This is a genomic window from Bradyrhizobium sp. B097, from assembly GCF_038957035.1.
Taxonomy (GTDB): domain Bacteria; phylum Pseudomonadota; class Alphaproteobacteria; order Rhizobiales; family Xanthobacteraceae; genus Bradyrhizobium.
Window position 1 is genome coordinate 4,938,569 of record NZ_CP152412.1, and the last position, 24,791, is coordinate 4,963,359.

General features: G+C 65.0%; 17 protein-coding genes. 13 read left to right on the top strand and 4 right to left on the bottom strand.

Annotated elements, in window-relative coordinates; genetic code table 11:
- Positions 1-76 precede the first annotated feature (76 nt).
- Together AAFG07_RS23275 and AAFG07_RS23280 are read right to left on the bottom strand one after the other, a co-directional pair.
- Positions 77-2,578, bottom strand: coding sequence for a penicillin-binding protein 1A (locus AAFG07_RS23275; protein WP_342722212.1), 2,502 nt, complete (start codon positions 2,576-2,578; stop codon positions 77-79).
- A 293-nt stretch (positions 2,579-2,871) separates the two neighbouring features.
- Positions 2,872-4,197: an N-acetylmuramoyl-L-alanine amidase gene (locus AAFG07_RS23280; protein ID WP_342722213.1), complete on the bottom strand. Its 1,326-nt coding sequence runs from the start codon at positions 4,195-4,197 to the stop codon at positions 2,872-2,874.
- A 703-nt stretch (positions 4,198-4,900) separates the two neighbouring features.
- Here AAFG07_RS23280 and AAFG07_RS23285 point away from each other — a divergent pair.
- Both AAFG07_RS23285 and AAFG07_RS23290 read left to right on the top strand, forming a co-directional pair.
- Positions 4,901-8,125, top strand: a complete 3,225-nt coding sequence (locus AAFG07_RS23285; RefSeq protein WP_342722214.1) for an Rne/Rng family ribonuclease — start codon at positions 4,901-4,903, stop codon at positions 8,123-8,125.
- Positions 8,126-8,231: 106 nt separating this feature from the next.
- Positions 8,232-9,464 carry an FAD-binding oxidoreductase gene (locus AAFG07_RS23290; RefSeq protein WP_342722215.1) on the top strand — a complete coding sequence of 411 codons (1,233 nt, stop codon included), beginning with the start codon at positions 8,232-8,234 and terminating at the stop codon, positions 9,462-9,464.
- 2 nt (positions 9,465-9,466) lie between these two features.
- Here AAFG07_RS23290 and AAFG07_RS23295 read toward each other — a convergent pair whose 3' ends face one another.
- Together AAFG07_RS23295 and AAFG07_RS23300 are read right to left on the bottom strand one after the other, a co-directional pair.
- Positions 9,467-10,801, bottom strand: coding sequence for a dicarboxylate/amino acid:cation symporter (locus AAFG07_RS23295; protein WP_342722216.1), 1,335 nt, complete (start codon positions 10,799-10,801; stop codon positions 9,467-9,469).
- A gap of 185 nt (positions 10,802-10,986) precedes the next feature.
- Positions 10,987-12,174 carry an aminotransferase class I/II-fold pyridoxal phosphate-dependent enzyme gene (locus AAFG07_RS23300; RefSeq protein ID WP_342722217.1) on the bottom strand — a complete coding sequence of 396 codons (1,188 nt, stop codon included), beginning with the start codon at positions 12,172-12,174 and terminating at the stop codon, positions 10,987-10,989.
- A 226-nt stretch (positions 12,175-12,400) separates the two neighbouring features.
- Between AAFG07_RS23300 and AAFG07_RS23305 the strand changes: the two genes are divergently transcribed.
- The 11 genes from AAFG07_RS23305 to AAFG07_RS23355 all read left to right on the top strand — a co-directional run bounded on the left by AAFG07_RS23305 (position 12,401) and on the right by AAFG07_RS23355 (position 24,679).
- A complete protein-coding gene (locus tag AAFG07_RS23305) occupies positions 12,401-13,822 on the top strand; it encodes a M48 family metalloprotease (protein WP_342722218.1) in 1,422 nt (473 codons plus the stop codon).
- Between the two features lie 86 nt (positions 13,823-13,908).
- Positions 13,909-14,676, top strand: a complete 768-nt coding sequence (locus AAFG07_RS23310) for a DsbA family protein (RefSeq protein WP_342722219.1) — start codon at positions 13,909-13,911, stop codon at positions 14,674-14,676.
- A gap of 133 nt (positions 14,677-14,809) precedes the next feature.
- Positions 14,810-15,769 (top strand): hypothetical protein, encoded by a 960-nt coding sequence (locus AAFG07_RS23315; protein ID WP_342722220.1) that lies wholly within the window; start codon positions 14,810-14,812, stop codon positions 15,767-15,769.
- Positions 15,770-15,893: 124 nt separating this feature from the next.
- Positions 15,894-16,706, top strand: a complete 813-nt coding sequence (locus AAFG07_RS23320) for a DUF1236 domain-containing protein (RefSeq protein WP_342722221.1) — start codon at positions 15,894-15,896, stop codon at positions 16,704-16,706.
- A 298-nt stretch (positions 16,707-17,004) separates the two neighbouring features.
- The gene (gene aroQ, locus AAFG07_RS23325) at positions 17,005-17,466 is read left to right on the top strand and encodes a type II 3-dehydroquinate dehydratase (RefSeq protein ID WP_342711091.1); all 462 of its coding nucleotides are present in this window, start codon (positions 17,005-17,007) and stop codon (positions 17,464-17,466) included.
- 51 nt (positions 17,467-17,517) lie between these two features.
- Positions 17,518-18,012 carry an acetyl-CoA carboxylase biotin carboxyl carrier protein gene (accB, locus tag AAFG07_RS23330; RefSeq protein WP_342722222.1) on the top strand — a complete coding sequence of 165 codons (495 nt, stop codon included), beginning with the start codon at positions 17,518-17,520 and terminating at the stop codon, positions 18,010-18,012.
- 24 nt (positions 18,013-18,036) lie between these two features.
- Positions 18,037-19,395 carry an acetyl-CoA carboxylase biotin carboxylase subunit gene (gene accC / locus AAFG07_RS23335; RefSeq protein ID WP_342722223.1) on the top strand — a complete coding sequence of 453 codons (1,359 nt, stop codon included), beginning with the start codon at positions 18,037-18,039 and terminating at the stop codon, positions 19,393-19,395.
- A 100-nt stretch (positions 19,396-19,495) separates the two neighbouring features.
- The gene (locus AAFG07_RS23340; protein ID WP_342722224.1) at positions 19,496-21,034 is read left to right on the top strand and encodes a CHASE3 domain-containing protein; all 1,539 of its coding nucleotides are present in this window, start codon (positions 19,496-19,498) and stop codon (positions 21,032-21,034) included.
- Entirely contained in the window at positions 21,031-21,471 is a 441-nt protein-coding gene (locus AAFG07_RS23345) for a response regulator (RefSeq protein ID WP_342722225.1), read from the top strand. The genes AAFG07_RS23340 and AAFG07_RS23345 overlap by 4 nt, the downstream gene beginning before the upstream one ends.
- Positions 21,468-22,559 (top strand): response regulator, encoded by a 1,092-nt coding sequence (locus AAFG07_RS23350; protein ID WP_342722226.1) that lies wholly within the window; start codon positions 21,468-21,470, stop codon positions 22,557-22,559. The genes AAFG07_RS23345 and AAFG07_RS23350 overlap by 4 nt, the downstream gene beginning before the upstream one ends.
- Before the next feature lie 404 nt (positions 22,560-22,963).
- The gene (locus AAFG07_RS23355; RefSeq protein WP_342729223.1) at positions 22,964-24,679 is read left to right on the top strand and encodes an adenylate/guanylate cyclase domain-containing protein; all 1,716 of its coding nucleotides are present in this window, start codon (positions 22,964-22,966) and stop codon (positions 24,677-24,679) included.
- Positions 24,680-24,791 lie beyond the last annotated feature (112 nt).

Sequence of the window (24,791 nt, forward strand, 5' to 3'; positions counted from 1 at the left end):
ATCGGAACGGGCTCTAGGTTTTTGTTTTGACGCGTTTTCTTCACGCGAACCGGCATCCACTTCGCTTGAAAACGCTCTAGTACAGCCCCCCGGTTCCCGGCCGCATGAAGAAGCCGCCATCCGGCTGTCCGCCGCTCTGCGACGGCTGTGGACCGGGTGCAGGGCCGCGGCCATCGGCATCGGCGACACCGATCACCGAATAGTTGTCCGGCGGCGCGGTGCCCGGCTTGAAGGCTTCGAGGATGGTGTTGCCGCTATCGCCTGGGCCGGCACGCATGCCGGTCTTGGCGTCGACGCGGATCAGCTTGATGCCGGCCGGGACCTTGAACGGGGTCGGCGGCTTGTCGGCGAGCGCAAGCTTGAGGAAGTCGCGCGCGATCGGCGCGGCCACGTGACCGCCGGTGGCGGTGCGGCCGAGATTGCGCGGCTTGTCGTAACCCATGTAGACGCCGACCGCGAGGTCCGGCGAGAAGCCGACGAACCAGACGTCCTTCTCGTCGTTGGTGGTGCCGGTCTTGCCGGCGATCGGCTTGCCGACCTCCTTGACGACGGTCGCGGTGCCGCGCTGGACCACGCCTTCCATCATCTCGGTGATCTGGTAGGCGGTCATCGGATCGAGCACTTGCTCGCGGCGGTCGACGAGCTGCGGCTCCGGCTGGCTCTTCCAGCCCCCTGGCGCGTCGCAGCCGCGGCATTCGCGGGTGTCGTGCTTGAAGATGGTGTGGCCGTAGCGGTCCTGGATGCGATCGATCAGCGTCGGCTTCACCCGGCGGCCGCCATTGGCGAACATCGAATACGCCGTGACCATCCGCATGACGGTCGTCTCACCAGCACCCAGCGCATACGACAGATAGTTCGGCAACTCGTCATAGACGCCGAAGCGTTTGGCATACTCGCCGACCAGCGGCATGCCGATGTCCTGCGCAAGCCGCACCGTCACGGTGTTGAGCGATCGCTGCAACGCGTTGCGCAGCGTGGTCGGACCGTAATACTTGCCGGTCGAATAGTTCTCCGGACGCCACACGCCGGCGCCCTGCCCCTGATCGATCTCGATCGGCGCGTCGATCACCGTGGTCGACGGCGTATAGCCGTTGTCCAGCGCCGACGAATACACGATCGGCTTGAACGACGAGCCGGGCTGCCGGTAGGCCTGCGTCGCCCGGTTGAACTGGCTCTGGTCGAACGAGAAGCCGCCGACCATCGCGAGCACGCGGCCGGTCCACGGATCCATCGCCACCATGGCGCCGGAGACTTCGGGCAATTGCCGGAGGCGATACTGGCCCTCGACCGCAGTGCCTTCCTTGGTCACCAGCGGGTCGGCATAGATCACATCGCCGGGCTGCAGCACCTGCGAGACCGCCGTCGGCGCCTTGCCCTTGGTCTTGGCCCAGCGCACGCCGTCCATCGTGATGATGCCGGTCTGCCGCTCCTTGCTGACCGCGCCGCCGAGCTCGCGGCCCGGCTGGAAGCCGATCCGTGCTGACTGATCGCCGGTCTCCAGCACCACCGCCATCCGCCACGGCGAGATGTCGGAGAGCGATTTGACGTCGGCAAGCTTGACGCCCCAGTCGCCGGAGACGTCGAGCTTGTGCACCGCCCCGCGCCAGCCCTGCGCCTCATCGTAGTTGACGAGGCCCGTGACCATGGTCTTGCGCGCCATCACCTGGATCTTGGGATCCAGCGTGGTGCGGACCGACAAGCCGCCCTCATAGAGCTTCTTCTCGCCGTAGCGCTCGAAGATGTCGCGGCGGACTTCCTCGGCGAAATATTCGCCGGCGAAGATGTGCGCGCCGTTCGAGCGGCTGGTCACGTTGAGCGGGTCCTTGCGCGCCTTGTCGGCGTCGGCCTGCTTGATCCAGCCGTTCTCCAGCAGGCGGTCGATCACATAGTTGCGGCGCTCGATCGCGCGATCACGGTTGCGGACCGGATGCAGCGCGGCCGGCGCCTTCGGCAGCGAGGCGAGATAGGACGCTTCGGCGATCGTCAGCTCGTTGACCGACTTGTCGAAATAAACCAGCGACGCGGCCGCGATGCCGTAGGCGCCGAGCCCGAGATAGATCTCGTTCAGATAGAGCTCGAGGATGCGGTCCTTCGAATAGGCGCGCTCGATGCGCATCGCCAGCAAGGCTTCCTTGATCTTGCGCGCGAACGAGACCTCGTTCGTCAGCAGGAAGTTCTTGGCGACCTGCTGGGTAATGGTAGAGGCACCCTGCGGGCGGCGGTTGGAGCCGTAGTTCTGCGCGTAGAGGATCGCAGCGCGCGCCATGCCCTGATAGTCGATGCCGCCGTGCTCGTAGAAATTCTTGTCTTCGGCGGCGAGGAACGCGTTGATCACGAGCTTCGGCACCGCCTGGATCGGCAGGTAGAGCCGGCGCTCCTTGGAGTATTCGCCGAGCAGCGCGCCGTCGACGGCGTGCACGCGGGTCATCACCGGCGGCTCGTAATCCTGGAGCTGCGAGTAGTCGGGCAGATCCTTCGAGAAATGCCAGATGGCGCCAGCGACGGCGGCGACACCGACCAGGAACATGACGGTTCCGGCGGCGAACAAGAAACCCATGAACCGCACGAGCAGGCGCATTATCGACGTTCCGTTCCTACCCTCCGGCGCTCAATCGTCAGAAGCGCCTGTCCAAAAGTGCGGAGCCTCACACAACGGAGGCTCACATAGCGAGGCCTTCACGTTGAGGCCTTTACTTCAAAGCCTTGACATCGAAGCCTTGGCCCAGCGAGCCGCCTTGCGCACGCGAATAAACAAAAGCCGCCGGACAATATGGTCGATTCTGCGGACCTGCGGTCCTTTGTCTATAACGTCGCCGCTGTGGCCAAACTAGGGCTTCCGGGCAACGGCCCCGGCTTTTCAGGCGGCCAATTTCACTTTGCCGGTCCGGCGGTTGCCAGCCGTTTGGAGAAGAACGTGTCGATCGCCTGGACCATCGATCCGACGGCCTTGCTGCGCCAGTTCTCGGAGACCAGATGCTCGAGGTCACCCTTGTTGGAGACATAGCCGATCTCCACCAGAACGGACGGCACGTCGGGCGCCTTCAGCACCCGGAAGCCGGCCGATTTCAGCGGATGCTTGTGCATCCGCACCGTGGACTTCATCTCGTCCATCAGCAGACGAGCGAAGCGGTTCGAGAAGGTCTTGGTCTCGCGCTGCGCGAGGTCGATCAGGATGTCGGCGACCTCGGTCGGCTCGTCGGTCAGGTTCACGCCCGCGATCGCGTCGGCCTTGTTCTCCGCTTCCGCCAGCCGCTCGGCCTCGGCGTCGGACGCCTTGTCCGACACGGTGTAGATCGTGGCGCCCTGGGCGTCGCCCTCGCGGCGCGGCAAGGCATCGGCGTGGATCGAGACGAACAGCGCCGCGGATTGCGAGCGCGCGATCTTCACCCGGTCGTTGAGCGGGATGAAGGTGTCGTCGGACCGGGTCATGACCACCCGGTATTTGCCCGACTTCTCGATCCGGTCGCGCAAAGCGAGGCCAAAGCCCAGCACCAGGTTCTTCTCGGTCTGGTCGCCGGACTGGGTGCCGTTGTCGATGCCGCCATGCCCCGGATCGATCACGATCAGCGGGCGCGAGTCGGTGGTCGCAACCGGCGGCAGCGCCGCCGTGGTGACGGCCGGAATGGTCGCCGTGGTGGCTTCGGAAATCGACGGCTTCAATTCGGGCCGGCTCTCCGGCGCGAGCGACTGCACGAAGCTGGTGCGATCGACCTGCTCGAAATCCAGCACCAGCCGCGGCGGCTGGCCGTTGGCGGCATCGAGCACATAGGAATTGGCGATCTTCACCGGGCCGGTCATGTCGAACACGATGCGGGAGCCGCCGGGCATCACGAGGCCATAGCGAAACGCCTTCACCAATCCCCGCGCCGCCGAGCCGGTGCCGGCAGCGAGCTGGAAATTGACCTGCGGGATATCGACCACGACACGGTAGGGGTCGGCCAATGGAAAGGCGCGAAACTCGATCTTCCGGTCGAGATCGAGGATGAAACGGGTCTGCTTGTCGTCGCCGGCAAGCCTGGCGCCGGATGCGACCGGGAAATTCGGCGCACTGGCGGCTGGGGCACTAGCGGCCGGCGCCGGCTGGCCGTCCGGTGGTCCCTCGGCCGCGCTCGGGGCGCTGGCCATGCCAAGCGCCAATGCTGCAGCGCACAACAGCCCGCATCCCAAGAAAACAAGGTGTTTTGCGCGGTTCTCCACCCGATTCGGAGCCTCCCAGCTGCTTCTTACCGCATTAGAACCACACGGTTAATCGCACCCTAATGACGCGCGGGCGAAAAGAGCCGAGTGTTGCGGCGGCGTGACGCTTCCCTTGCACGCGGCGGGCAATCCACGTATGTACGGAGTGCTGACGGCTAGTACTCCCGGTTGTGTCGCGTTCAGCCTCTCGGTGCAACGGTGGAACCTTCCAAGTCGAAGATCCCGCCGTGTTTTTCCGGTCCCTCCCCAGCCAGCGCCGCGCGCGGCTGACACGGAGAGGCGGATTCAAGCCCGAGCGGCGTCCGGTCCCAGACACACTCCCTCGCCAGAGGGACGGTTTGAGACACGGCGTAACCGATTATCCGGCCCCTCGGGGCCTCGATATGCGATGGCCGGCAGGCGCTTCGGCGCCAGGCGGGGCCTTCAGCAAAAGATACGGCGGTAATTTTCGCCGCCAACATTTAGACGGGCCGACGCTTAATGCGCCAGACTGCATTGCCGACCAGGATCTCCCGAATGATCGCGCTGACGCGAGGTGAAAACTTCGCCCGTCGCATCATCCCGGTGGGTTCCCGTCCGGCGCTGCGCCGCGAGACGCGTTTTGGCCTTCCCCTCACCCCCGAATCAGGTGGACCGTCGCGTCACCGGGCGGCGCAATTTGCGCCTGCCATGATCCGCGCCCGCCGCCGTCAAGAGCTCCAAAATGCCCAACAAGATGTTGATCGATGCCACCCACCCGGAAGAAACCCGGGTCGTCGTGGTCCGTGGCAATCGCGTCGAAGAGTTTGATTTCGAGACCGCCCAGCGCAAGCAACTGCGCGGCAACATTTACCTCGCTAAGGTCACGCGCGTAGAGCCGTCGCTGCAGGCCGCCTTCATCGAGTATGGCGGCAACCGCCACGGCTTCCTGGCCTTCAGCGAAATCCATCCCGACTACTACCAGATCCCGGTCGCCGACCGTCAGGCGCTGATCGAAGCCGACGAGCGCGCCCATCGCGAGGCCGAGGAAGAGCACGAGAACCGCGGCCATCGCCGCCGGTCGCGCCATCGCAATGCCCGCCGCCGCGGTCATGGCGACCGCGTCCAGAGCGAGGTGATCGAGGGTGCAGCCGACGCGCAGGCGCTGCCGGCAGCCGAGGCTCACGAACATCCCGCCGATGCCGGGCATCATGAACACGATGCCGGGCATCACGAGCACGGCGTGGCCGCCTATGAGGGTCACGAGCATGAGGCGCATGATCATGCGCATCACGACGACCACGAGCATCACCACGATCATGAGCATGAGCATGAGCATGAGCATCACCATGACCATGGTCACGACGATCATGGCCACGATGATCACGATCATGACCACCATGACCATGATCATGCGCACGTCCACGTAACGAGCGAGGCGCCGGCGGCCGACGCTCCGTCCGACCCCGTCGTCGCGGTGGTCGAAGCCTCCGTTGCGTCAGCTGCGCCGGAATTCGTCGAGACCGCCGAGGTCAATCATGAGCCCGAGCGGGCCCATGAGGAACAGGTCGCGGAAAACGCCGCGCATGCCGACGACGCGCCGCATGGGGCAGCCGACGAAGTCCACGCCGCGGCCGATGAGCACGGCGTCGCCGAATACGCAACGCTTGCAGACGGAGCCGCGCCCGAGGCTCGGCATGGCGACGATGCCGGCGAAGACGATGACGAGGATGACGGCGAGGAAGGCGAGGAAGAGGATGTCGTCGAGTCCGTCGGCGGCGACGACGTGCTCGAGGAGGTTCCGGAGCGCGCGTTCCGCCCCCGTCGCCAGTACAAGATCCAGGAAGTGATCAAGCGCCGGCAGGTGATGCTGGTGCAGGTCGTCAAGGAAGAGCGCGGCAACAAGGGCGCCGCGCTGACCACCTATCTGTCGCTCGCCGGCCGTTATGCCGTGCTGATGCCCAACACCGCGCGTGGCGGCGGCATCAGCCGCAAGATCACCTCCGCCCAGGACCGCTCGCGGCTGAAGGAAGTGGTGCAGGACCTCGACGTGCCCGAGGGCATGGGGATCATCCTGCGCACCGCCGGCGCCTCCCGCAGCAAGCCGGAGATCAAGCGCGACTTCGAGTACCTGATCCGGATGTGGGAGACGGTGCGCGACCTGACCCTGAAGTCGCAGGCGCCGACCCTGGTCTACGAGGAAGGCTCGCTGATCAAGCGTTCGCTGCGCGACCTCTACAACAAGGAGATCGACGAGATTCAGGTGGCGGGCGAAGCCGGCTACCGCGAAGCGCGCGACTTCATGAAGATGCTGATGCCGGCCAATGTGCGCGCGGTGAAGCAATATCGCGACGGCCAGCCGCTGTTCTCGCGCATGGGCGTCGAAAGCCAGCTTGACGCGATGTTCTCGCCGACGGTGCAGTTGCGCTCCGGCGGCTACATCGTGATCAACCAAACCGAGGCGCTGGTCTCGATCGACGTCAACTCCGGCCGCGCCACGCGCGAGCACCATATCGAGGACACCGCGCTCAAGACCAATCTGGAAGCCGCGGAAGAAGTTGCGCGTCAATTGCGTTTGCGCGACCTCGCGGGCCTGATCGTCATTGACTTCATCGACATGGACGAGAAGCGCAACAACCGCGCGGTCGAGCGCAAGCTGTCGGATTGCCTGCGCCAGGACCGTGCCCGGATCCAGGTCGGCCGCATCTCGCATTTCGGCCTGTTGGAAATGTCGCGCCAGCGCATCCGCGCTAGCGTGCTGGAGAGCTCGACCGAGCCCTGCCCGCAATGCGGCGGCAGCGGTCACGTCCGTTCGGTCTCGTCGGTGGCGCTGCAGCTCCTGCGCGGCATCGAGGAAATCCTGATGAAGGGCGCCACCCACAATCTGGTGGTCCGCACCCGCACCGACGTCGCGCTCTACGTGCTCAACCACAAGCGCGGCCATCTGCGCGACCTCGAGGACTCCTTCCGCGTCTCGCTGTCGATCGTCGCCGACGCCACGGTGCACGGCCAGCAATCCTACATCATCGATCGCGGCGAGCAGGTGCATACGCTCGAAGCCGCCAAGGCGCTGCTTGCCGCGCAAGCTGCCGCTGCGCCGGCGCAGGTCGACGAGCCGGATGACGAGGAAGAACTGTTCGAATACGAGGCCGAGATCGAGACTGACGAGACCGAAGGGCTCGTCGACGACCGGGCGGCCGGCGAGGAAGCAGGCGCCGCTGAGGGCGAAGGCGACGGCCAGCGCCGCAAGCGCCGCCGTCGGCGCCGCGGCCGTGGTGGCAGCGAAGCGCGCGAAGGTGCTCCGCCGCCGCGCGAGGACGGCGATCTGATGCATGTCCTGCCCGATGGCACCGAGGTGGTTGCCGCGGGCGAAGCCGAAGGCGATGAGGACGAAGGCGACGAAGCCCAGGGCGCTGCCCGCGACGACCAGGCCGGCAACGGCGATCGCCGCCCGCGGCGCCGCGGACGCCGTGGCGGCCGCCGGCGGCGCGGCACTGGCGGACCGGATGACGGTCTCGCTGGATCGATCTCCGATGAGCTGAGCCCGGTGGCAGCGCCTGAAGCCACGGACGCAGTTGCCGATTTCGATAGCCACGACGTGGAGCCGGCCCCCTCGCTCGCGCAGCCCGAGCTATTTGCCCAGCCGGCGGAATGGCAGCCGATCGAGGCCGCGCCGGTTGAGGCGATCGCGGCACCCGAGCCCGAACCCGTTGCAGCACCTGCCGCTGAGGACACGGCCGAAAGCGACCGCGCGCAGCGGCGCCGCTCGACGGTGCGCGAAAAGGTCAGCTTCGCATCGAGCCCGCAACCCGAGACAACACCGGCGCTGGCTCAGAGCCCGGCGGAGCAACCTGCCCCCGCCCCTGAACCCGCAGCCTCTGCCCCGCAGTCCGCAGCGGACGCCGCCACGGCCGAGGCTCCGGCCCGCAAGGGCTGGTGGTCGCGCCGCTTCGGCGGCGGCGGCAACTAGCGCCACCTGGAAGTCAAAACGCCCGGTTCACCCCGGGCGTTTTTATTGAACAGGCCATCCGTTCGTCAGACGCCGGCGTGACGGAGCCTGACGGAGACGGATCCCAATGCAAAGCGCGATCGTTCTTGGCGGCGGCATGGTGGGCGTCAGCACGGCGCTGCACCTGCAACGCCGCGGCTGGTCGGTGACGCTCGTCGACCGCAAGGAACCGGGCCGCGAAACCAGCTACGGCAATGCCGGTATCATTCAGAGCGAGGCGGTGCGGCCCTATCCGATGCCGCGCGATCCCGCCACGCTCGCCAGGATCGCGATGGGACGCACCAACGACGTGCGCTATCGCCTGGCCTCGTTGCCGCAGCACGCCGGTCCGCTGCTGCGCTATTGGTGGAACTCAACGCCCGAACGGCACCGCGAAGCCACCATCGCCTGGGCACGCCTGATCGCCTACGCCACGGCGGAGCACGACACGCTGATCCGCGATGCGCATGCCGACAATCTGATCCGCCGCGCCGGCTATCGCCTGCTGCATCGCGACCCGGCGGCACTGGAGCAGGCGATTGCAGTCGCCGAAGGGAACCAGCGCGACTTCGGCGTGCAGTTTCGCGTGCTTGACGGCAGCGAGCTCGCCAAGGCGGAGCCGTTGCTGCGCGACGACCTGCCCGGCGCCATTCACTGGCTCGGACCGTGGACCGTGTCGGACCCCGGCGGTCTGGTCTCGGCCTATGCCGGATTGTTCGAGCGTCTCGGCGGCACGCTGCTGCGCGGCGACGCGCAGACGTTGACGGAGACCGCAACCGGCTGGTCGGTCGGCACGACCGGAGGCCGGATCGATGCCGCCCATGTCGTCGTCACGCTCGGGCCGTGGTCACCGCAATTGCTGCGCAAGTTCGGCTACCGCATCCCGCTGGTGCGCAAGCGCGGCTACCATATGCACTATCAGGGCGGCCGCTCGCTCGACCTGCCGCTGGTCGACACCGCGAATGGGTATGCGATGGCGCCGATGGCCAAGGGGATCCGCATCACGACCGGCGCGGAGCTGACCAGCCCCGATGCGCCGGCGACGCCGATCCAGCTTGGCCATGCCGAAGCGGCCGCACGCGAGCTGATCGAGATCGGCAGCCGCGTCGAGCCCGAGCCGTGGTTCGGCACCCGCCCCTGCACCACCGACATGCTGCCGGTGCTCGGGCCTGCGCCGCGGCATCGCGGGCTGTGGGTGAACTTCGGTCACGGCCATCAGGGCTTTACGCTCGGCCCGGCGACGGCGCGGGTGCTGGCCGAAGCGATGAACGGCGAGGCATCCTCGGTGGACACCTCGCCGTATCGGATGGACCGGTTCTGACGTCAATCCGTCGTCAGCGCGGTCTCCATGTCGGTCGGGTCGATCTGCCGGGCGAGATTGGCATTGAGCTTGTCGCGATCGAGCTCGCCCTCCCACCAGGCGACGATCACGCAGGCGACACCGTTGCCGCACAGATTGGTCAGCGCGCGGCATTCGCTCATGAACTTGTCGATGCCGAGCACGATCGCCATGCCCGGCACCAGCCGAGGATCGACCACCGCAAGCGTCGCCGCCAGCGTGATGAAGCCCGCGCCGGTGATGCCGGAGGCGCCCTTCGAGGTCAGCATCGCCACGACCAGGATCGTGAGCTGCTGGCTGAACGAGAGGTCGTAGCCCAGCGCCTGCGCGATGAACAACGTCGCCAGCGTCATGTAGATGTTGGTGCCGTCGAGGTTGAACGAATAGCCCGTGGGCACCACGAGGCCGACCACCGACTTCGAGCAGCCGAGACGTTCGAGCTTCTCCATCAATGACGGCAGCGCGCTCTCGGAGGATGAGGTGCCGAGCACGATCAGGAGCTCGTCCTTGATGTAGGCCAGGAACCTGAAGATCGAGAACCCGGCGATCCGCGCGATGATGCCGAGCACCACGAGGACGAACAGCGCGGCGGTCAGATAGAACGTCGCAATCAGCCCCATCAGATTGAGGATCGCGCCGGTGCCGAACTTGCCGATGGTGAAGGCCATCGCGCCGAACGCACCGATCGGCGCTGCCCGCATCACGATCGAGATCACGCCGAATACCGCATGCGCGGCGTCGTCGATGAACGAGCGGATGGTGTGGCCGCGCTCGCCGAGGCCCATGATCGCAAAGCCGAACAGCACCGAGAACAGCAGCACCTGCAGGATCTCGCCCTGCGCGAAGGCGCCGACGACGGTATCCGGAATGATGTGCAGCACGAAGTCGACGCTCTTCTGCGCCTCCGCCTGCTTGGCGTAGCCGGCAACCGCCTGCGCGTTCGCCGCCGCATTGCCGAAGCCCGCGCCTGGCTTGACGATATTGCCTATCAGCAATCCGAGCACCAGCGCGAAGGTCGAGACGATCTCGAAATAGACCAGCGCCTTGACGCCGATGCGGCCGACCTTCTTGGCATCCTGGATATGGGCGATGCCGGACACCACGGTGCAGAAGATGATCGGCGCGATCACCATCTTGATCAGCTTGATGAAGCCGTCGCCGAGCGCCTTGATCCACTCGTTGGTGGCAAGCGACGGCCAGAACGCGCCAACCAGCGCGCCGAGCACGATCGCGATCAGAACCTGAACATAGAGAATCTTGTACCACGGCTTGCCACCGGCAGACGCCGGTGAAGCCGTGGCAACGGTTGCCGTTGCCATGTGTCACTCCCCCTCAGAAATGGCGGAAATAGCCAAGATCAACTTGGCCGTTCAAGTCAAATGGAACTGTGTGGCCCCTGCCGTTTATCCGCGGCGATCTGTCGCGTGCTGCTCCGCCGAAACCGAGGCCAGCGCCTGCGAAACCGATCTAACCGACAAGACCGAGGGCTCTTGAAGACTGCGGGCTATTTAAGCCAATGCGCGATCCGCGCAACTGCTTCCTGCATCTCCGCCGCGGAACGCGCATAGGAAAATCGGATGAAGGCGCGGCCGTGGATCGGATCGAAATCGACGCCCGGGGTCGCTGCGACATGCGCCTTCTCGAGCATCTCGCTGGCGAAGGCGAAGCTGTCGGAGGTGAAGTCGGAGACGTCGGCATAGAGATAGAACGCGCCGTCGGCCGGCAGGAACTTGGTCAGCCCGGCCTTGGGCAGGCCTTCGATCAGGATGCGGCGGTTCTCCTGATAGCCGCGCTTGATCGCCTCCATCTCCTCGCGGCCCTCGAAGGCCGCCTCGGCGGCGATCTGCGACAAGGTCGGCACCGAGATCGACAGGTTCTGCTGCAGCCGCTCGATCGGACGCACCAGCACGTCGGGCACCACCATCCAGCCGACTCGCCAGCCGGTCATGCAGAAGTACTTCGAGAACGAGTTGATCACGAGCGCGTTCGGCGACAGCTCCGCCGCCGTCACCGCAGGAAATGCGTAGTCGAGGCCGTGATAGATCTCGTCGGAGATGAAGCGGATGCCCACGCTGTCGGCGGCGGCCATCAGGCTCGACAGCGCCTCGCGCGACATCATCGTGCCGGTCGGATTGGCAGGGCTGCCGACCAGCACGCCCTTCAGCGGCGCCTTGCGATGGGCGGCCAGCAGCGCCTCCCCGGTCAGCGCATGACGGGTGTCGCCGGAGGTCTCGATCAGCACCGGCTCGCAGCCGAGCGCGGTCAGGATGTGCCGGTAAGGCGGATAGCCCGGCACGGTGACGGCGACCCGGTCGCCCGGCTCGAACATCGCAAGGAACGCCAGGATGAACCCGCCCGACGAGCCCGTGGTGACGATGATGCGCTCGGCATCGACCGCGCAGCCATACGTGTCGCGGTAATGCCGGGCGATGCGCGCGCGCAGACTGGGAATGCCGAGCGCCGAGGTGTAGTCGATCCGTCCGCCGGCAAGCGCGGCCTGTGCGGCCGCGATCGCCGGCTTCGGCGCACCCTCGGCGGGCTGCCCCACCTCCATGTGGATGACATGGCCGCCCGCGGCCTCGATTCGCGCCGCGGCCGCCATCACGTCCATCACCATGAACGGCGGAACATCGCTCCGGCCGGACGCTGTCAAAAGGCTGCTCACACGGTCTCTCGCTGTCGCTTCACGCATGGATTTCTGCTATTGCACGGCCGCTGCCGAATTCGGGTTCCGATACCGGCGACCGCCCCAGACTGGCCGCATTCGGTGGCTCCTTATAACGCTTTCAGGCCAAGTGCATACCCGGTTCGCGTGAAGAAGAACTGCAAAAACAACAGACTGTGCCACGCGCCTGATCCGGTCGGATCGGGAACCGGACCTTGCCGCCGCGCGGCCAGAAATCGCCGATAGATCGCCCATGCTGCTCCGCCTCGCTCTTCGCACCAGGCCCCTCAAGCCGACTGCGTTCAAGCTGACCGCACTATTGACCGCGGTTGCACTCGCCGTTGGTCCCGTCGTCCCTGCGCGAGCCCAGCAGAAGGGCCCGCCAGTGCTGCGCGACACCGAGTCCGAGCAGCTGCTGCGCGAATATACCAGGCCGATCCTGCGCGCCGCCGGTCTCGAGAAGCAGAACATCCAGATCGTGATCATCAACGACGGCTCGTTCAACGCCTTCGTCGCCGACGGCCGCCGCATCTTCGTCAATTACGGCGCGCTGCTGCAATCGGAGACGCCGAACCAGATCATCGGCGTGCTGGCGCATGAGACCGGCCATCTGGCCGGCGGTCATCTTGCCAAGATGCGCGAGCAGCTGGCGCAGGCGCAGACCCAGATGATCATCGCGATGCTGCTCGGCGTCGGTGCGCTGGCCGCAGGCGCTGCGGGCGGCGGCGTTGGAAACGGCCTCTCCAGCGCCGGTGCCGCCGCGATCTCGGCGCCGCAGTCGGTCATTCAGCGCACGCTGCTCTCCTACCAGCGCCAGCAGGAGGAAAACGCCGACCGCGCCGGCGTCAAGTTCCTGAACGCGACCGGCCAGTCCGCCAAGGGCATGTACGAGACGTTCAAGCGCTTCACCGACGAGAGCCTGTTCGCCGCGCGCGGCGCCGACCCCTATCTGCAATCGCATCCGATGCCGGTCGACCGCGTCTCCGCGCTGGAGGAGCTGGCGCGCTCGAGCCCCTATTGGGACAAGAAGGACGATCCGGCGCTGCAGATGCGCCACGACATGATGCGCGCCAAGATCTCGGGCTTCATGGAACGGCAGGACACGGTCTACCGCCGCTATCCGCTGTCCAACACCAGCCTGCCGGCGCGCTATGCCCGCGCGATCACCACCTATCTGCACGGCGATCTGCGTTCGGCGATCGCTCAGATCGACGGCTTGATCCAGGTCCAGCCGAACAATCCCTATTTCTACGAGTTGCGCGGCCAGGCGCTGCTCGAAGGCGGCCGGCCGTCGGAGGCCATCGCGCCGCTGCGCCGCGCGGTGCAGCTTTCCGGCAGCTCGCCGCTGATCGAGATGCTGCTCGGCCAGGCCCTGGTCGCCTCCGACAACAAGGCCTACACCGACGATGCGATCAGCATGCTGCGCGCCGCCGTGGCGCGCGAGCCCGAGGCGCCGCTCGGCTATACCCAGCTCGCGATGGCCTATGGCCGCAAGGGCGACTATGCCCAGGCCGACCTTGCCTCGGCGCAGGCCGCCTATCTCCGCGGCGACAACAAGACCGCCCGCGAACTGGCGTCGCGCGCCAAGACGCGGTTTGCGATCGGCACGCCCGGTTGGGTCAAAGCTGACGACATTGTGAGCGCCAAGCCGATGCCAGGTCAGAAAAACAACTAGAAATAAACCGTAGTTCCATACAACGATCACCGAAACCGGCCCACGGCGGTGCCGTATTTCGGGCCACCTCGAACAAGGATTTTGCCATGCCAGCGCTTCGTTTTCTCGCCCCTGCCCTGCTCGCGCTCGGCATTTGCGCCGCGCCGCTGACTGCGTCCGCGCAGAGCTTCAACGACACCCAGCGCGGCGACATCGAGACCATCGTGCGCAACTACCTGATCGCGCATCCCGAGGTGCTCGAGGAGGCGATGAACGAGCTCAGCAAGCGGCAGGCTGCCGCCGAAGCCGAGAAGCATGAGCAGAACGTCGCCAAGAACGCCGACACGATCTTCAACTCGCCGCGCGGCGTCATGCTCGGCAACAAGGACGGCGACGTCACCTTCGTCGAGTTCTTCGATTACAATTGCGGCTACTGCAAGCGCGCGATGTCCGACATGCTCGACCTGATGAAGTCGGATCCGAAGCTGAAGGTCGTGCTAAAGGAATTCCCGGTGCTGAGCCAGGGCTCGGTCGAGGCCGCGCAGGTCGCGGTCGCCGTGCGGATGCAGGATCCGACCGGCAAGAAGTATCTCGAGTTTCACCAGAAGCTCTTGGGCGGCCGCGGCGCCGCCGACAAGGCGCGCGCGCTGGCGGTCGCCAAGGAGGTCGGTCTCGACATGACCAAGCTCGAGAAGGACATGGCAAGCCCCGAGGTGAAGGCCACCATCGAGGAGAACTTCCGCCTTGCCGAATCCATGGGCATGAACGGCACGCCGAGCTACGTGATCGGCAAGCAGGTCGTGATCGGCGCGGTCGGCGTCGAGGGTCTCAAGGAGAAGATCGGCCTTGCCCGCTGCGGCAAGGCGACCTGCTGATCGTCGCTTCGACAGCGCTCATCCATCCAGAAAAATCCGGCTGCCTGGCAGCCGGATTTTTTATTTGCGGCGCCGAACCACTTCCGCGCTGGCCGCAACCAAGGGGCATCACCAACAACGGAAGCCGCGCGCCATGCCCCTGGCTCCGCCAGCCCTTGCTCCACCAACACTTGCTCCACCAACACTTGGCTACGATCTCACGCTGCTGAAGACCGCGCCACAGCGTGGCACCGACCACGATCACGGCTGGTGCTACGGCCTGCCGCCGGGCATTCGCACCGAGCAATGGCCGCTCAGTCCCCATGACGGCTTTCCGATGCAGCACTGCTTCACGCTGCGCGTACCGGCGCAGTATCGCGCCAAGGGCGACGCCTATGTCGCGCTCGCCATGTTCGCCGATCAGCAATATGACGAACCCGTCGAGATCGACGCGGTCGCGCAATATCTCGCGGCAGAGACCATCGCGCGTCCATCAGATCCCCATCTGCTGCCCTACTTCGCCTATCGGCAGAACCGTCATCCGATGGAGTTTCGGATGAAGGACATCATCGACCATAATTTTGTGGCGATCTGGCTCACGGAGACCGAGTTCGCAGGACCGCTCTGCCGGCCGCCGGAGCTTGCCGGCAATCCGTTGCTGGAAACCAATTCGCCGCCGCGCTGGATCGTGAAGGGCGCGGCGCGCACGGCGTTCGACGTCAACGTCGGCCGCACCCGCATCGACGCGCTGGAGAAGACATACTGGTACCGCCTGTTCGGCGGCATCCCCGAGGCCGGGCACCACGCCTACGGCATCGGCCTTGCGCTGCGCGACGACGATCCCAATGTCGGCAAGCCGCCGCGCGATCATCTGCTGCACAAGGGCGAGCTCGGCGACTACATCGCGCCTTACGGCGAGCAAGGCTGTGCGCGCGGTCTCGAGCGGTTGCACGGCCGCAATCATCTCGGCGGCACGATGTTTCCGAACCAGTGGACGCCGAGATACAGCGCGACCTATCTCGAGATCGAAGAGCATTTCGGCGGATTCAATTTCGGCGGCGGCAACGGCCAGCTCGACCTTGCGAGCATGGAGTTCGACTGGGCCTGCGGTTGAATCGCAAATCGTTCATCGCGCATTCACACAAGAAACAAACTGCGGGGAACCGCTAATCAATAGGAACATCGCACATCCTCTCCCGTTGTCGGCGCGGGCAATGCTGAATAACGAGGAGAATATGATGTCTAACCGCTTTCTGATTTCGGTCGCTGCGGCGGCTTTGATCGCTGGTACTGGATTTGCGAATGCACAGGGCGCCGGCGGCGCCAACAAGGAATCCGGGGCCGGCGGTGGCGCGACCGTGCAGCACAGCGCACCGTCCGGTGGCGCATCGTCGGGCACCATGCAGCGCGATACGGGCGGCATGAAGGATGACTCGCCAGGCATGAAGGGCGCCGAGTCCGAAAAGTCCGGCCCCGCCACCAAGGGTGCACAGGAGAACACGCAGAAGTCGAAGAGCATGAGCTCGGAGAACGATGCGACCAAGGGCGCCAAGGAAGGTTCGAAGGAAGGCCCGAAGGACATGAAGGCCGAAGGCCGCGACAAGAGCGGCAACATGAAGGCCGAGGAGCATGACAAGAGCGGCAAGATGAACAACGCCGCTGAGAGCCGCGAGAAGAGCGGCGCTACCACCAACCAGAACGCTCAGACCAAGAGCCCGACCGACACCAACCGCGCGCAGACCAACGACACCAGCCGCACCCAGACCACGACCGGTAACGCGGCGACGTCGGCCACCGCGGCTCCGCCGGCCGAGAAGCGCACCCAGATCTCGACGGCGATCAGGTCGGAGCACGTCACCGAAGTCACCAATGTGAACTTCAACGTGTCGGTCGGCACCCGTATCCCGGCTGACGTGCACTTCTACCCGGTGCCGGAGCGCGTCGTGACGATCTATCCGCAGTGGCGCGGTTACGAGTTCATCCTGGTCCACGGCCGCTACATCATCGTGCAGCCGGAGACCCACGAGATCGTCTACATCATCGAGGGCTGACCTTGGCCTCGGCGCGAGGGTGCCTTGACGGGCCCTCGCCTCGATCTCAACCCCGCCCCCTCAGGGGCGGGGTTTTGCATGCGGCTGCACCCGCAGTCGCCAGTGGATGGCTGGCTGGAGCACACCCGCGGGCGCGCCTTCCGCCAGATTTGGTTAATCAGCAATTTCCGTAGGTTACGGCAGCTATCTAACAGGGCGGAGGAAGCTGTTGAAGAGGTTCCGATTTCACCTAAAGACTTCCCCTGCGGCCGGTTGTTACCTATAACCCGGCCCACTTTCCCCTTCGGAACCCATGGAAATGGCTGCTGCCGGAACGATCTATGTGCTGAACGGCCCGAACCTCAACCTGTTGGGGACGCGCGAGCCGGAGACGTACGGCCATGCCACCCTCGCCGACGTCGAGAAGCTGTGCGCGGACACCGCGCGGCAGTTCGGGTTGACCGCCGATTGCCGGCAGTCCAACCGCGAGGGCGAACTGATCGACTTCATCCATGAGGCCCACGCCAAGAAGGCGGTCGGCATCATCATCAATGCCGGCGGCTACTCCCATACCTCGATCGCGCTGCATGACGCGCTGGTTGCGGTCAAGATCCCCGCCGTCGAAGTCCATGTCAGCAACATCCACGCCCGCGAGAGCTTCCGGGATCACTCGTTCACTGCTAAAGCCGCCTTCGCGTCACTTTGCGGCTTCGGCATCGACGGCTACCGGCTTGCGATCATCGGCCTCGCCACCAGGATCGGTGCGAAGGCAAAGACTTAATCGTCAATCCTGACGTTCCCCGTCACCAGACAGAGATTTCGGATCAACAACATGGCGCGCCAGCCAGACGACAAATCAGACGCAAAGTCCAAGAACGACTCCAAGAACGACGACAGCGTCCTCATTCGCGAGCTCGCGCTGCTGCTTGCTGAAACCAACCTCACCGAGATCGAGATCGAGCGCGCCGGCCTGCGCGTTCGGGTCGCGCGCAATATCAGCATCGCCGCCTCCGTGCCGTCAGCCGTGCATGCGGTTGCCGCCCCGGTGGCAGTGCCGGCTGCCGCCGCTGCTGCCACCGACATGGCGAAGCACCCGGGTGCCGTGCCCTCGCCGATGGTCGGCACCGCCTATTGGGCTCCGGAACCTGGCGCCAAGCCGTTCATTGAAGTCGGCAGCAAGGTCACCGCCGGCCAGACGCTTCTGATCATCGAGGCGATGAAGACGATGAACCAGATCCCGTCGCCGCGCGCGGGCACCGTGACCCAGATCCTCGTCGAGGACGGCCAGCCGGTCGAGTTCGGCGAGCCGCTCGTCATCATTGAATAGCTTCCGTCAACGTCAGGCGCTGCGATGTTCGACAAGATCCTCATAGCCAATCGCGGCGAGATCGCGCTTCGCGTGCTCCGGGCCTGCAAGGAGCTCGGCATCTCCACCGTCGCGGTGCATTCGACGGCCGACGCCGACGCCATGCATGTGCGGCTCGCCGACGAGAGCGTCTGCATCGGGCCGCCGCCGTCGAAGGATTCCTATCTCAACATCCCGGCGCTGCTGGCCGCCTGCGAGATCACCGGTGCCGACGCCGTGCATCCCGGCTACGGCTTCCTGTCCGAGAATGCGCGCTTCGCCGAGATCCTCGCCGACCACAATCTGGGTTTCATCGGACCGAAGGCCGAGCACATCCGCCTGATGGGCGACAAGATCGAAGCCAAGAAGACCGCCAAGCGCCTCGGCATTCCCGTGGTGCCCGGCTCGGACGGCGCAGTAACGCCAGACGACGATGCCATGGCGATCGCCAAGGAGATCGGCTTCCCGGTGCTGGTGAAGGCGGCGGCCGGCGGCGGCGGCCGCGGCATGAAGGTCGCCCACACCGAGGCCGACCTCGCGCTGGCGCTCACGACCGCGGCCAACGAAGCCAAGTCGGCGTTCGGCGACGCCTCGGTCTATCTGGAGAAATACCTGCAGAAGCCGCGCCACATCGAGATCCAGATTCTCGGCGACGGCCGCGGCGGCGCTATCCATCTCGGCGAGCGCGACTGCTCGCTGCAGCGCCGTCACCAGAAGGTCTGGGAGGAAGGCCCCTCGCCCGTGCTTGGGGCGGCTGCGCGCGCCAGGATCGGCGAGACCTGCGCCAAGGCGATGCGGGACATGAAGTATCTCGGCGTCGGCACCATCGAATTCCTCTACGAGGACGGCGAGTTCTATTTCATCGAAATGAACACGCGCATCCAGGTCGAGCATCCCGTCACCGAAAGCATCACGGATATCGATCTGGTGCTCGAGCAGATCCGGATTGCCGCCGGCGGCGAGCTTCCGGCCAAGCAAGGCGACATCGCGATCATCGGCCACGCCATCGAGTGCCGCATCAATGCGGAGAACCCGCAGACCTTCCGTCCCTCGCCCGGACGGATCACGCAATTCCATGCGCCTGGCGGTCTCGGCGTGCGGATCGATTCCGCCGTCTATCAGGGTTACGTGATTCCGCCCTATTACGACTCGCTGGTCGGCAAGCTGATCGTGCACGGCAAGACCCGCGGCGAATGCCTGATGCGGCTGCGCCGGGCGCTGGACGAGATGGTGGTCGACGGCATCGAGACGACGCTGCCGCTGTTCCGCGCACTGGTGCGCGAGCCCGACATCATCGAGGGCGACTATCACATCCATTGGCTGGAGCAGTACCTCGCCGGCCAGCCATCCGACGCCCCGAAATAGTTTGGAACTTTGTGGAACCCAGCGCCCCGCTCAAACGTACTAAAGGGTTGTTGGCTTTCCACGGGGACGCATTGAATCCCACTCTCGCGAAGAGACCGTCGTGACCCCAGTTTCACGACGCCGGTCCACGTTACAGATCCTGCTGCTCTCGGCGGGATTTTTCGTGCTGGTCGCGGTCAGCGTGGCGTCCGTCCTGCTGGTCAACAAGGCGCGTGAGGACAACGCCTTGGTCGTCCATACGGTCGAGGTGGAGGGCCAGGTTGCCAGCCTGCTGCTTGACGTCAGGCGCGCCGAAAGCGCGACCAGGGCGTATCTGCTGACATCAGCACCACAATACCTGTCCGAGTACCAGTCGGCCGCGGCAGCGCTCCCGGCCGCGCTCGGCCATCTCCAGATGATGACCGTCGATAATCCGGCGCAGGTCGCCAATGCCGCGAAGCTCAAGACCGCCGTCGAGCAACGGCTGGCCGAGTTCGCCCTCAGCATCGAGCGCGTCAACAACAACGATGCCGCGACCAGCGTCGACATCCTGCGCAAGGGCACGTCGGCCGATGCATTGGAGGCGATCGCTCGGATCGGCCGCGACATGCGCACCGAGGAGGATCGGCTGCTGGCTGAGCGCACCGCGACCGCGGACAGGACCCAGGTGCTGGCCTCCTCCGTCACCATCGCCGGCTCCTGCATGGTGCTGGCGCTCGCCGCCCTCTCGCTCGTGCTGCTGCAGCAATCCTCGCGGGCGCGCGACGAGGCCGAGGCCAGGCTGCGCGACAGCAACCTCAATCTCGAAACCATCGTCGACGAACGGACCGCCGACCTGCGCGAGGCCAACGAGGAAATCCAGCGCTTCGCCTATATCGTCAGCCACGACCTGCGCTCGCCGCTGGTCAACATCATGGGCTTCACCAGCGAGCTGGAGGAATTGCGCGGCGACATCTTCAAGCGCATCGCCACGCTCAATCGCACCGCGTCGCTGGCGCCGGCGATGGAAGACGCGACCGACGCGGCCGAGCCCGAGCTCGAAGGCTCCGACAAGCAGCTGTCCGACGATTTCAACGAATCGCTCGGCTTCATCAAATCGTCGATTGCCAAGATGGACCGCCTGATCAGCGCGATCCTCAATCTCACCCGCGAGGGCCGCCGCGAGTTCAAGCCGGAGCGGATCGATCTCCGCGAGCTGATCGACGGCATCGTCAAGACGGTCGCGCATCAGGCGGCCGAGGCCAATGCGACCGTCGAGGTCGGCGCTTTGCCGAATCTCGTCAGCGACCGCCTCGCGCTGGAGCAGATCTTCTCCAACCTGATCGACAATGCACTCAAGTACCTCAAGGACGGCGTCCCCGGCGAGATCTCGATCGAGGGCCGCACCAAGCTGGGCTTTGCGATCTTCGAGGTTGCGGACAACGGCCGCGGCATCGATCCGAAGGACCACCAGCGCATCTTCGACCTGTTCCGCCGTGCCGGAACCCAGGACAAGCCCGGTCAGGGCATCGGGCTTGCCCATGTCCGCGCACTTGTGCGCAGACTGGGCGGCACCATGTCGGTAGCATCGGAACTTCACAACGGCAGCACGTTCACGATCACGCTGCCTATCAAATGGTCAGGCAAGAACTCAGGCAAGAACCGGGACAAAGAATCATGAGCGATCCAGTCACCATCATCATGATCGAGGACGACGAGGGCCATGCCCGCCTGATTGAGCGGAATATCCGGCGCTCAGGTGTCAACAATGAGATCATCCCATTCACCAACGGTACAGACGCCGTGAACTACCTGTTCGGCAAGGATGGCAGCGCGGTTGAGCGCAAGGGCCAGGCCCTGCTCATCCTGCTTGATCTCAATCTGCCCGACATGACCGGCATCGATATTCTGAAGCGGGTCAAGGAGAACAAGCATCTCAAGGCGACGCCGGTGGTCGTGCTGACCACGACCGACGACTCCCATGAGATCAAGCGTTGCTACGAACTCGGTTGCAATGTCTACATCACCAAGCCGGTGAACTACGAAAGCTTTGCCAACGCCATTCGCCAGCTTGGCCTGTTCTTTTCCGTGATTCAGGTGCCGCCAGCTTCCCTATGACCAGCGCAACGCCGACACTGCTCTATATCGACGACGACGCGGCGCTGGCGCGCCTGGTCGAACGCCGGCTGACGCGCGCGGGCTACAAGGTGGTGCACGCCGCAAGCGGCCAGGAAGGCCTCGAGCGGCTCGCCCAGGGCGGCATCGACGTCGTCGCGCTCGACCAGTACATGCCCGGCCTCGATGGGCTGGAGACGCTGGAGCAGATGCTCAAGATTGCGGACGCACCGCCGGTGGTGTTCGTCACCGCCTCGCAGGATTCGGCGATTGCCGTCACCGCGCTGAAGGCCGGCGCGGCGGACTATCTGGTCAAGGACGTCAGGGGCGAATTCATCCCCCTGCTCCAGGTCGCGGTGAACGGCGCGGTCCGGCGGGCCGCGATCCAGAAAGCGCGCGACGAGGCCGAGGCCGAGGTGCACGCCTCGCGCGACCGCTACGCCGCGCTCGCGGCCGAGCGCGAGGTTCTGCTGCGCGAGGTCAACCATCGCGTCGGCAATTCGTTGCAGATCATTGCCTCGCTGCTGCATCTGCAAGCCAATTCCTCGACCCAGCAGGATGTCAAGGCGGCGCTCACCAATGCGATGGGCCGCGTCGCCGCCGTCGCGCAGGTGCATCGCCGCCTCTACACCTCGCACGACTTCAAGACGGTGATGCTCAACCAGTATCTCGAGGCACTGCTCGAGGATCTCAGGCGATCGGCCGAAGGCAACAAGATGTCGCGGCTGACGCTGAAGGCCGACCCGGTCGAGATCGATCCCGACCGCGCGGTCGCGATCGGCATCATCGTCAACGAACTGGTGATGAACGCCGTGAAATACGCCTATCCCGACGGCGCCGGCCCGATCCATGTCGAGCTGAAGCCGCACGCGGACGATTTGCAGCTTGCAATCAGCGACGAAGGCGTGGGCTTCTCCGACAAGGCCGATCCACGTGGCACCGGCATGGGCCAGCGCATCGTCGCGGCGATGGCCGTCAAGCTCGACGCCAGCGTCGAGCGCGACCCGAGCCACAAGGGCACCCGCTTCGTGGTGCGGTTTGCCCGCGTCACCCCGGCGCCGGCGAAATCGACAAGCGCGGCCGCCAGTTAGGGCGTGGAATCATTCGGATTGATGGCGGTCCATCCGTAGTCGCTGAGTTCGTAGCGCATGATTCGAGGCTCCAGTCATGGAGCTTGAATCACGTCTCGGGCAGCGCCACCAACCCGCAATGGCCGATCGCGGTCCTGCTAATGCTCTGAACTTACTTCCGCTTCCGGCGGCATAACGGACATTGCCGGACTGGCTGCTGGCCCGGTCCGGTCGCGAATGCCCCCTCTCGGACTTGGCGGCTCGCCCCGCATCCCGGGGTCACCTCGATGTTTGAAGTGTCATGACACTTCATCCCACGATAGGCTGCGAGCCAGAACAGGGAGCGCATCTTGGCCAAACCCATCGACGCTGAGCGCAGGCTGGTCGCGATTTTTGCGGCCGATGTCGAGGGATATAGCCGCCTGATGGGGGCCGACGAGGTCAGCACCTTCAGGGATTTGACAGAGCGGCGCGCCATTCTCGACGAGTTGATTGCTTCCCATCGCGGCCGGATCGCCAACACCGCAGGCGACAGCGTGCTGGCCGAGTTCGGCAGCGCCGTCGATGCCATCCAATGTGCGGTCGAGGCGCAGGCCGCGCTGGCCGGAGCCAATGCCCCCCTGCCACCTGAGCGTCACATCAATTTCCGGATCGGAATCCACGTCGGCGATGTTATGGTCAAAGGAGGCGATCTCTTTGGCGATGGCGTCAACATCGCCGCGCGGCTGCAAGCCATCGCCAGCGCCGGCGGCACCTGCATCTCCAGCATTGCCTATGATCAGGTCAGAAAAATTCTGCCCCTGGCGTTCACTGACCTTGGCGCCCAACAGGTCAAGAACATCGAGGAAGCGGTCAGGGCTTATGCCGTCACCTCGAAGGGGGCGACGACGGCGGACACAGCGAGATTCGCGGCAGCACTCGGCAGCAACAGCGCACTACCGCTCCCGGACAAACCCTCCATCGCTGTCCTGCCGTTTCAGAACATGAGCGGCGATCCGGAGCAGGAATACTTCGCAGACGGAATCGTCGAGGACATCATCACTGCACTGTCGCGCTTCAAGTCGCTGTTCGTCATCGCGCGCAACTCGAGCTTCACCTTTAAGGGCAAAGCGGTCGACATCCAGAAGGTCGGCCAGGAGCTCGGCGTTCGTTATGTGCTCGAAGGCAGCATCCGCAAGGCGGGAGGAAGGGTCAGGATAACCGGGCAGTTGATCGATGCCGCGAGCGGCGCGCATCTGTGGGCCGACAAGTTCGACGGATCGCTTGAAGATGTGTTCGATCTTCAGGACAGGATTACCATGAGCGTGGTTGCCGCGATTGCACCCAAGCTCGACCAGGCCGAGATCGAACGCTCCAAGCGAAAGCCGACCGAAAAGCTGGATGCCTATGATTACTACCTTCGCGGGCTGGCGGTCGTCGAAGGCGCAACCAAGGACGAGAACGAGGAAGCGCTTCGGCTCTTCTACAAAGCCATTGAGATCGACGCCAAATTTGCACTGGCACATGCGATGTTGGCGCGGTGCTTTACCTTACGAAAAGCAAACGGCTGGATGGCCGATGTTGCAATGGAATCGGCCGAGACCGCCAGGCAGGCCCGGCGGGCCGTGGAACTGGGAAGAGACGACGCGGCAGTTCTGTCGCGGGCCGGGTACGCTCTCGCGCGGGTCGTTTTCGAACCGGAGGAAGGCGCTGACCTGATTGAACGGGCGCTTGCGCTCAATCCGCATCTCTCCTCCGCGTGGCAATTCGGCGGCCTGCTCAAGGCATTCCGCGGAGAGCCGGAAACGGCGATCGAGCATTTGGCTCACGCCATGCGGTTGAGCCCGCTCGACCCCAGTCTCTACTCGATGCAGACAGCTACGGCGCTCGCCCATTTTGTTGCCGGCCGATATGACGAGTCGGTCTTGTGGGCTGAGAAGGCCTCGCGGGAAGATCCGAACTTCTTACCCGCCATTAGAATTATCGCGACCAGCGCTGGAAATTCCGGTCAACTGGAGCGAGCCCAGAAAGCGGCGAAGCGAATGCTGGAAATCGATCCTGCGTTCAGAGTGTCCAGATTGACCGATCACGTACCGCTGCGCCGCCCCGACGATCTTGCCAGATATGCGGAAGGCCTGCGACGCGCCGGATTGCCGGAATAGCCACACGCCAGCTGCGTTTTTGGGGGGGTGTCTCGAGATCCTTACGACAACTTCCGCAATGGCCCATTACGTCATTTCGCCGCGATGCGGAATTTGATTGCTACCGGGACAG

Bases quoted from the DNA above. Each gene is read 5' to 3' on its own strand.
- accC (WP_342722223.1), top strand. From the start codon at position 18,037: ATGTTCGACAAGATCCTCATAGCCAATCGCGGCGAGATCGCGCTTCGC.
- AAFG07_RS23290 (WP_342722215.1), top strand. From the start codon at position 8,232: ATGCAAAGCGCGATCGTTCTTGGCGGCGGCATGGTGGGCGTCAGCACG.
- AAFG07_RS23315 (WP_342722220.1), top strand. From the start codon at position 14,810: ATGCCCCTGGCTCCGCCAGCCCTTGCTCCACCAACACTTGCTCCACCA.
- AAFG07_RS23350 (WP_342722226.1), top strand. From the start codon at position 21,468: ATGACCAGCGCAACGCCGACACTGCTCTATATCGACGACGACGCGGCG.
- accB (WP_342722222.1), top strand. From the start codon at position 17,518: ATGGCGCGCCAGCCAGACGACAAATCAGACGCAAAGTCCAAGAACGAC.
- AAFG07_RS23320 (WP_342722221.1), top strand. From the start codon at position 15,894: ATGTCTAACCGCTTTCTGATTTCGGTCGCTGCGGCGGCTTTGATCGCT.
- AAFG07_RS23275 (WP_342722212.1), bottom strand. From the start codon at position 2,578: ATGCGCCTGCTCGTGCGGTTCATGGGTTTCTTGTTCGCCGCCGGAACC.
- AAFG07_RS23310 (WP_342722219.1), top strand. From the start codon at position 13,909: ATGCCAGCGCTTCGTTTTCTCGCCCCTGCCCTGCTCGCGCTCGGCATT.
- AAFG07_RS23355 (WP_342729223.1), top strand. From the start codon at position 22,964: ATGGGGGCCGACGAGGTCAGCACCTTCAGGGATTTGACAGAGCGGCGC.
- aroQ (WP_342711091.1), top strand. From the start codon at position 17,005: ATGGCTGCTGCCGGAACGATCTATGTGCTGAACGGCCCGAACCTCAAC.
- AAFG07_RS23300 (WP_342722217.1), bottom strand. From the start codon at position 12,174: ATGCGTGAAGCGACAGCGAGAGACCGTGTGAGCAGCCTTTTGACAGCG.
- AAFG07_RS23305 (WP_342722218.1), top strand. From the start codon at position 12,401: ATGCTGCTCCGCCTCGCTCTTCGCACCAGGCCCCTCAAGCCGACTGCG.
- AAFG07_RS23285 (WP_342722214.1), top strand. From the start codon at position 4,901: ATGCCCAACAAGATGTTGATCGATGCCACCCACCCGGAAGAAACCCGG.
- AAFG07_RS23345 (WP_342722225.1), top strand. From the start codon at position 21,031: ATGAGCGATCCAGTCACCATCATCATGATCGAGGACGACGAGGGCCAT.
- AAFG07_RS23295 (WP_342722216.1), bottom strand. From the start codon at position 10,801: ATGGCAACGGCAACCGTTGCCACGGCTTCACCGGCGTCTGCCGGTGGC.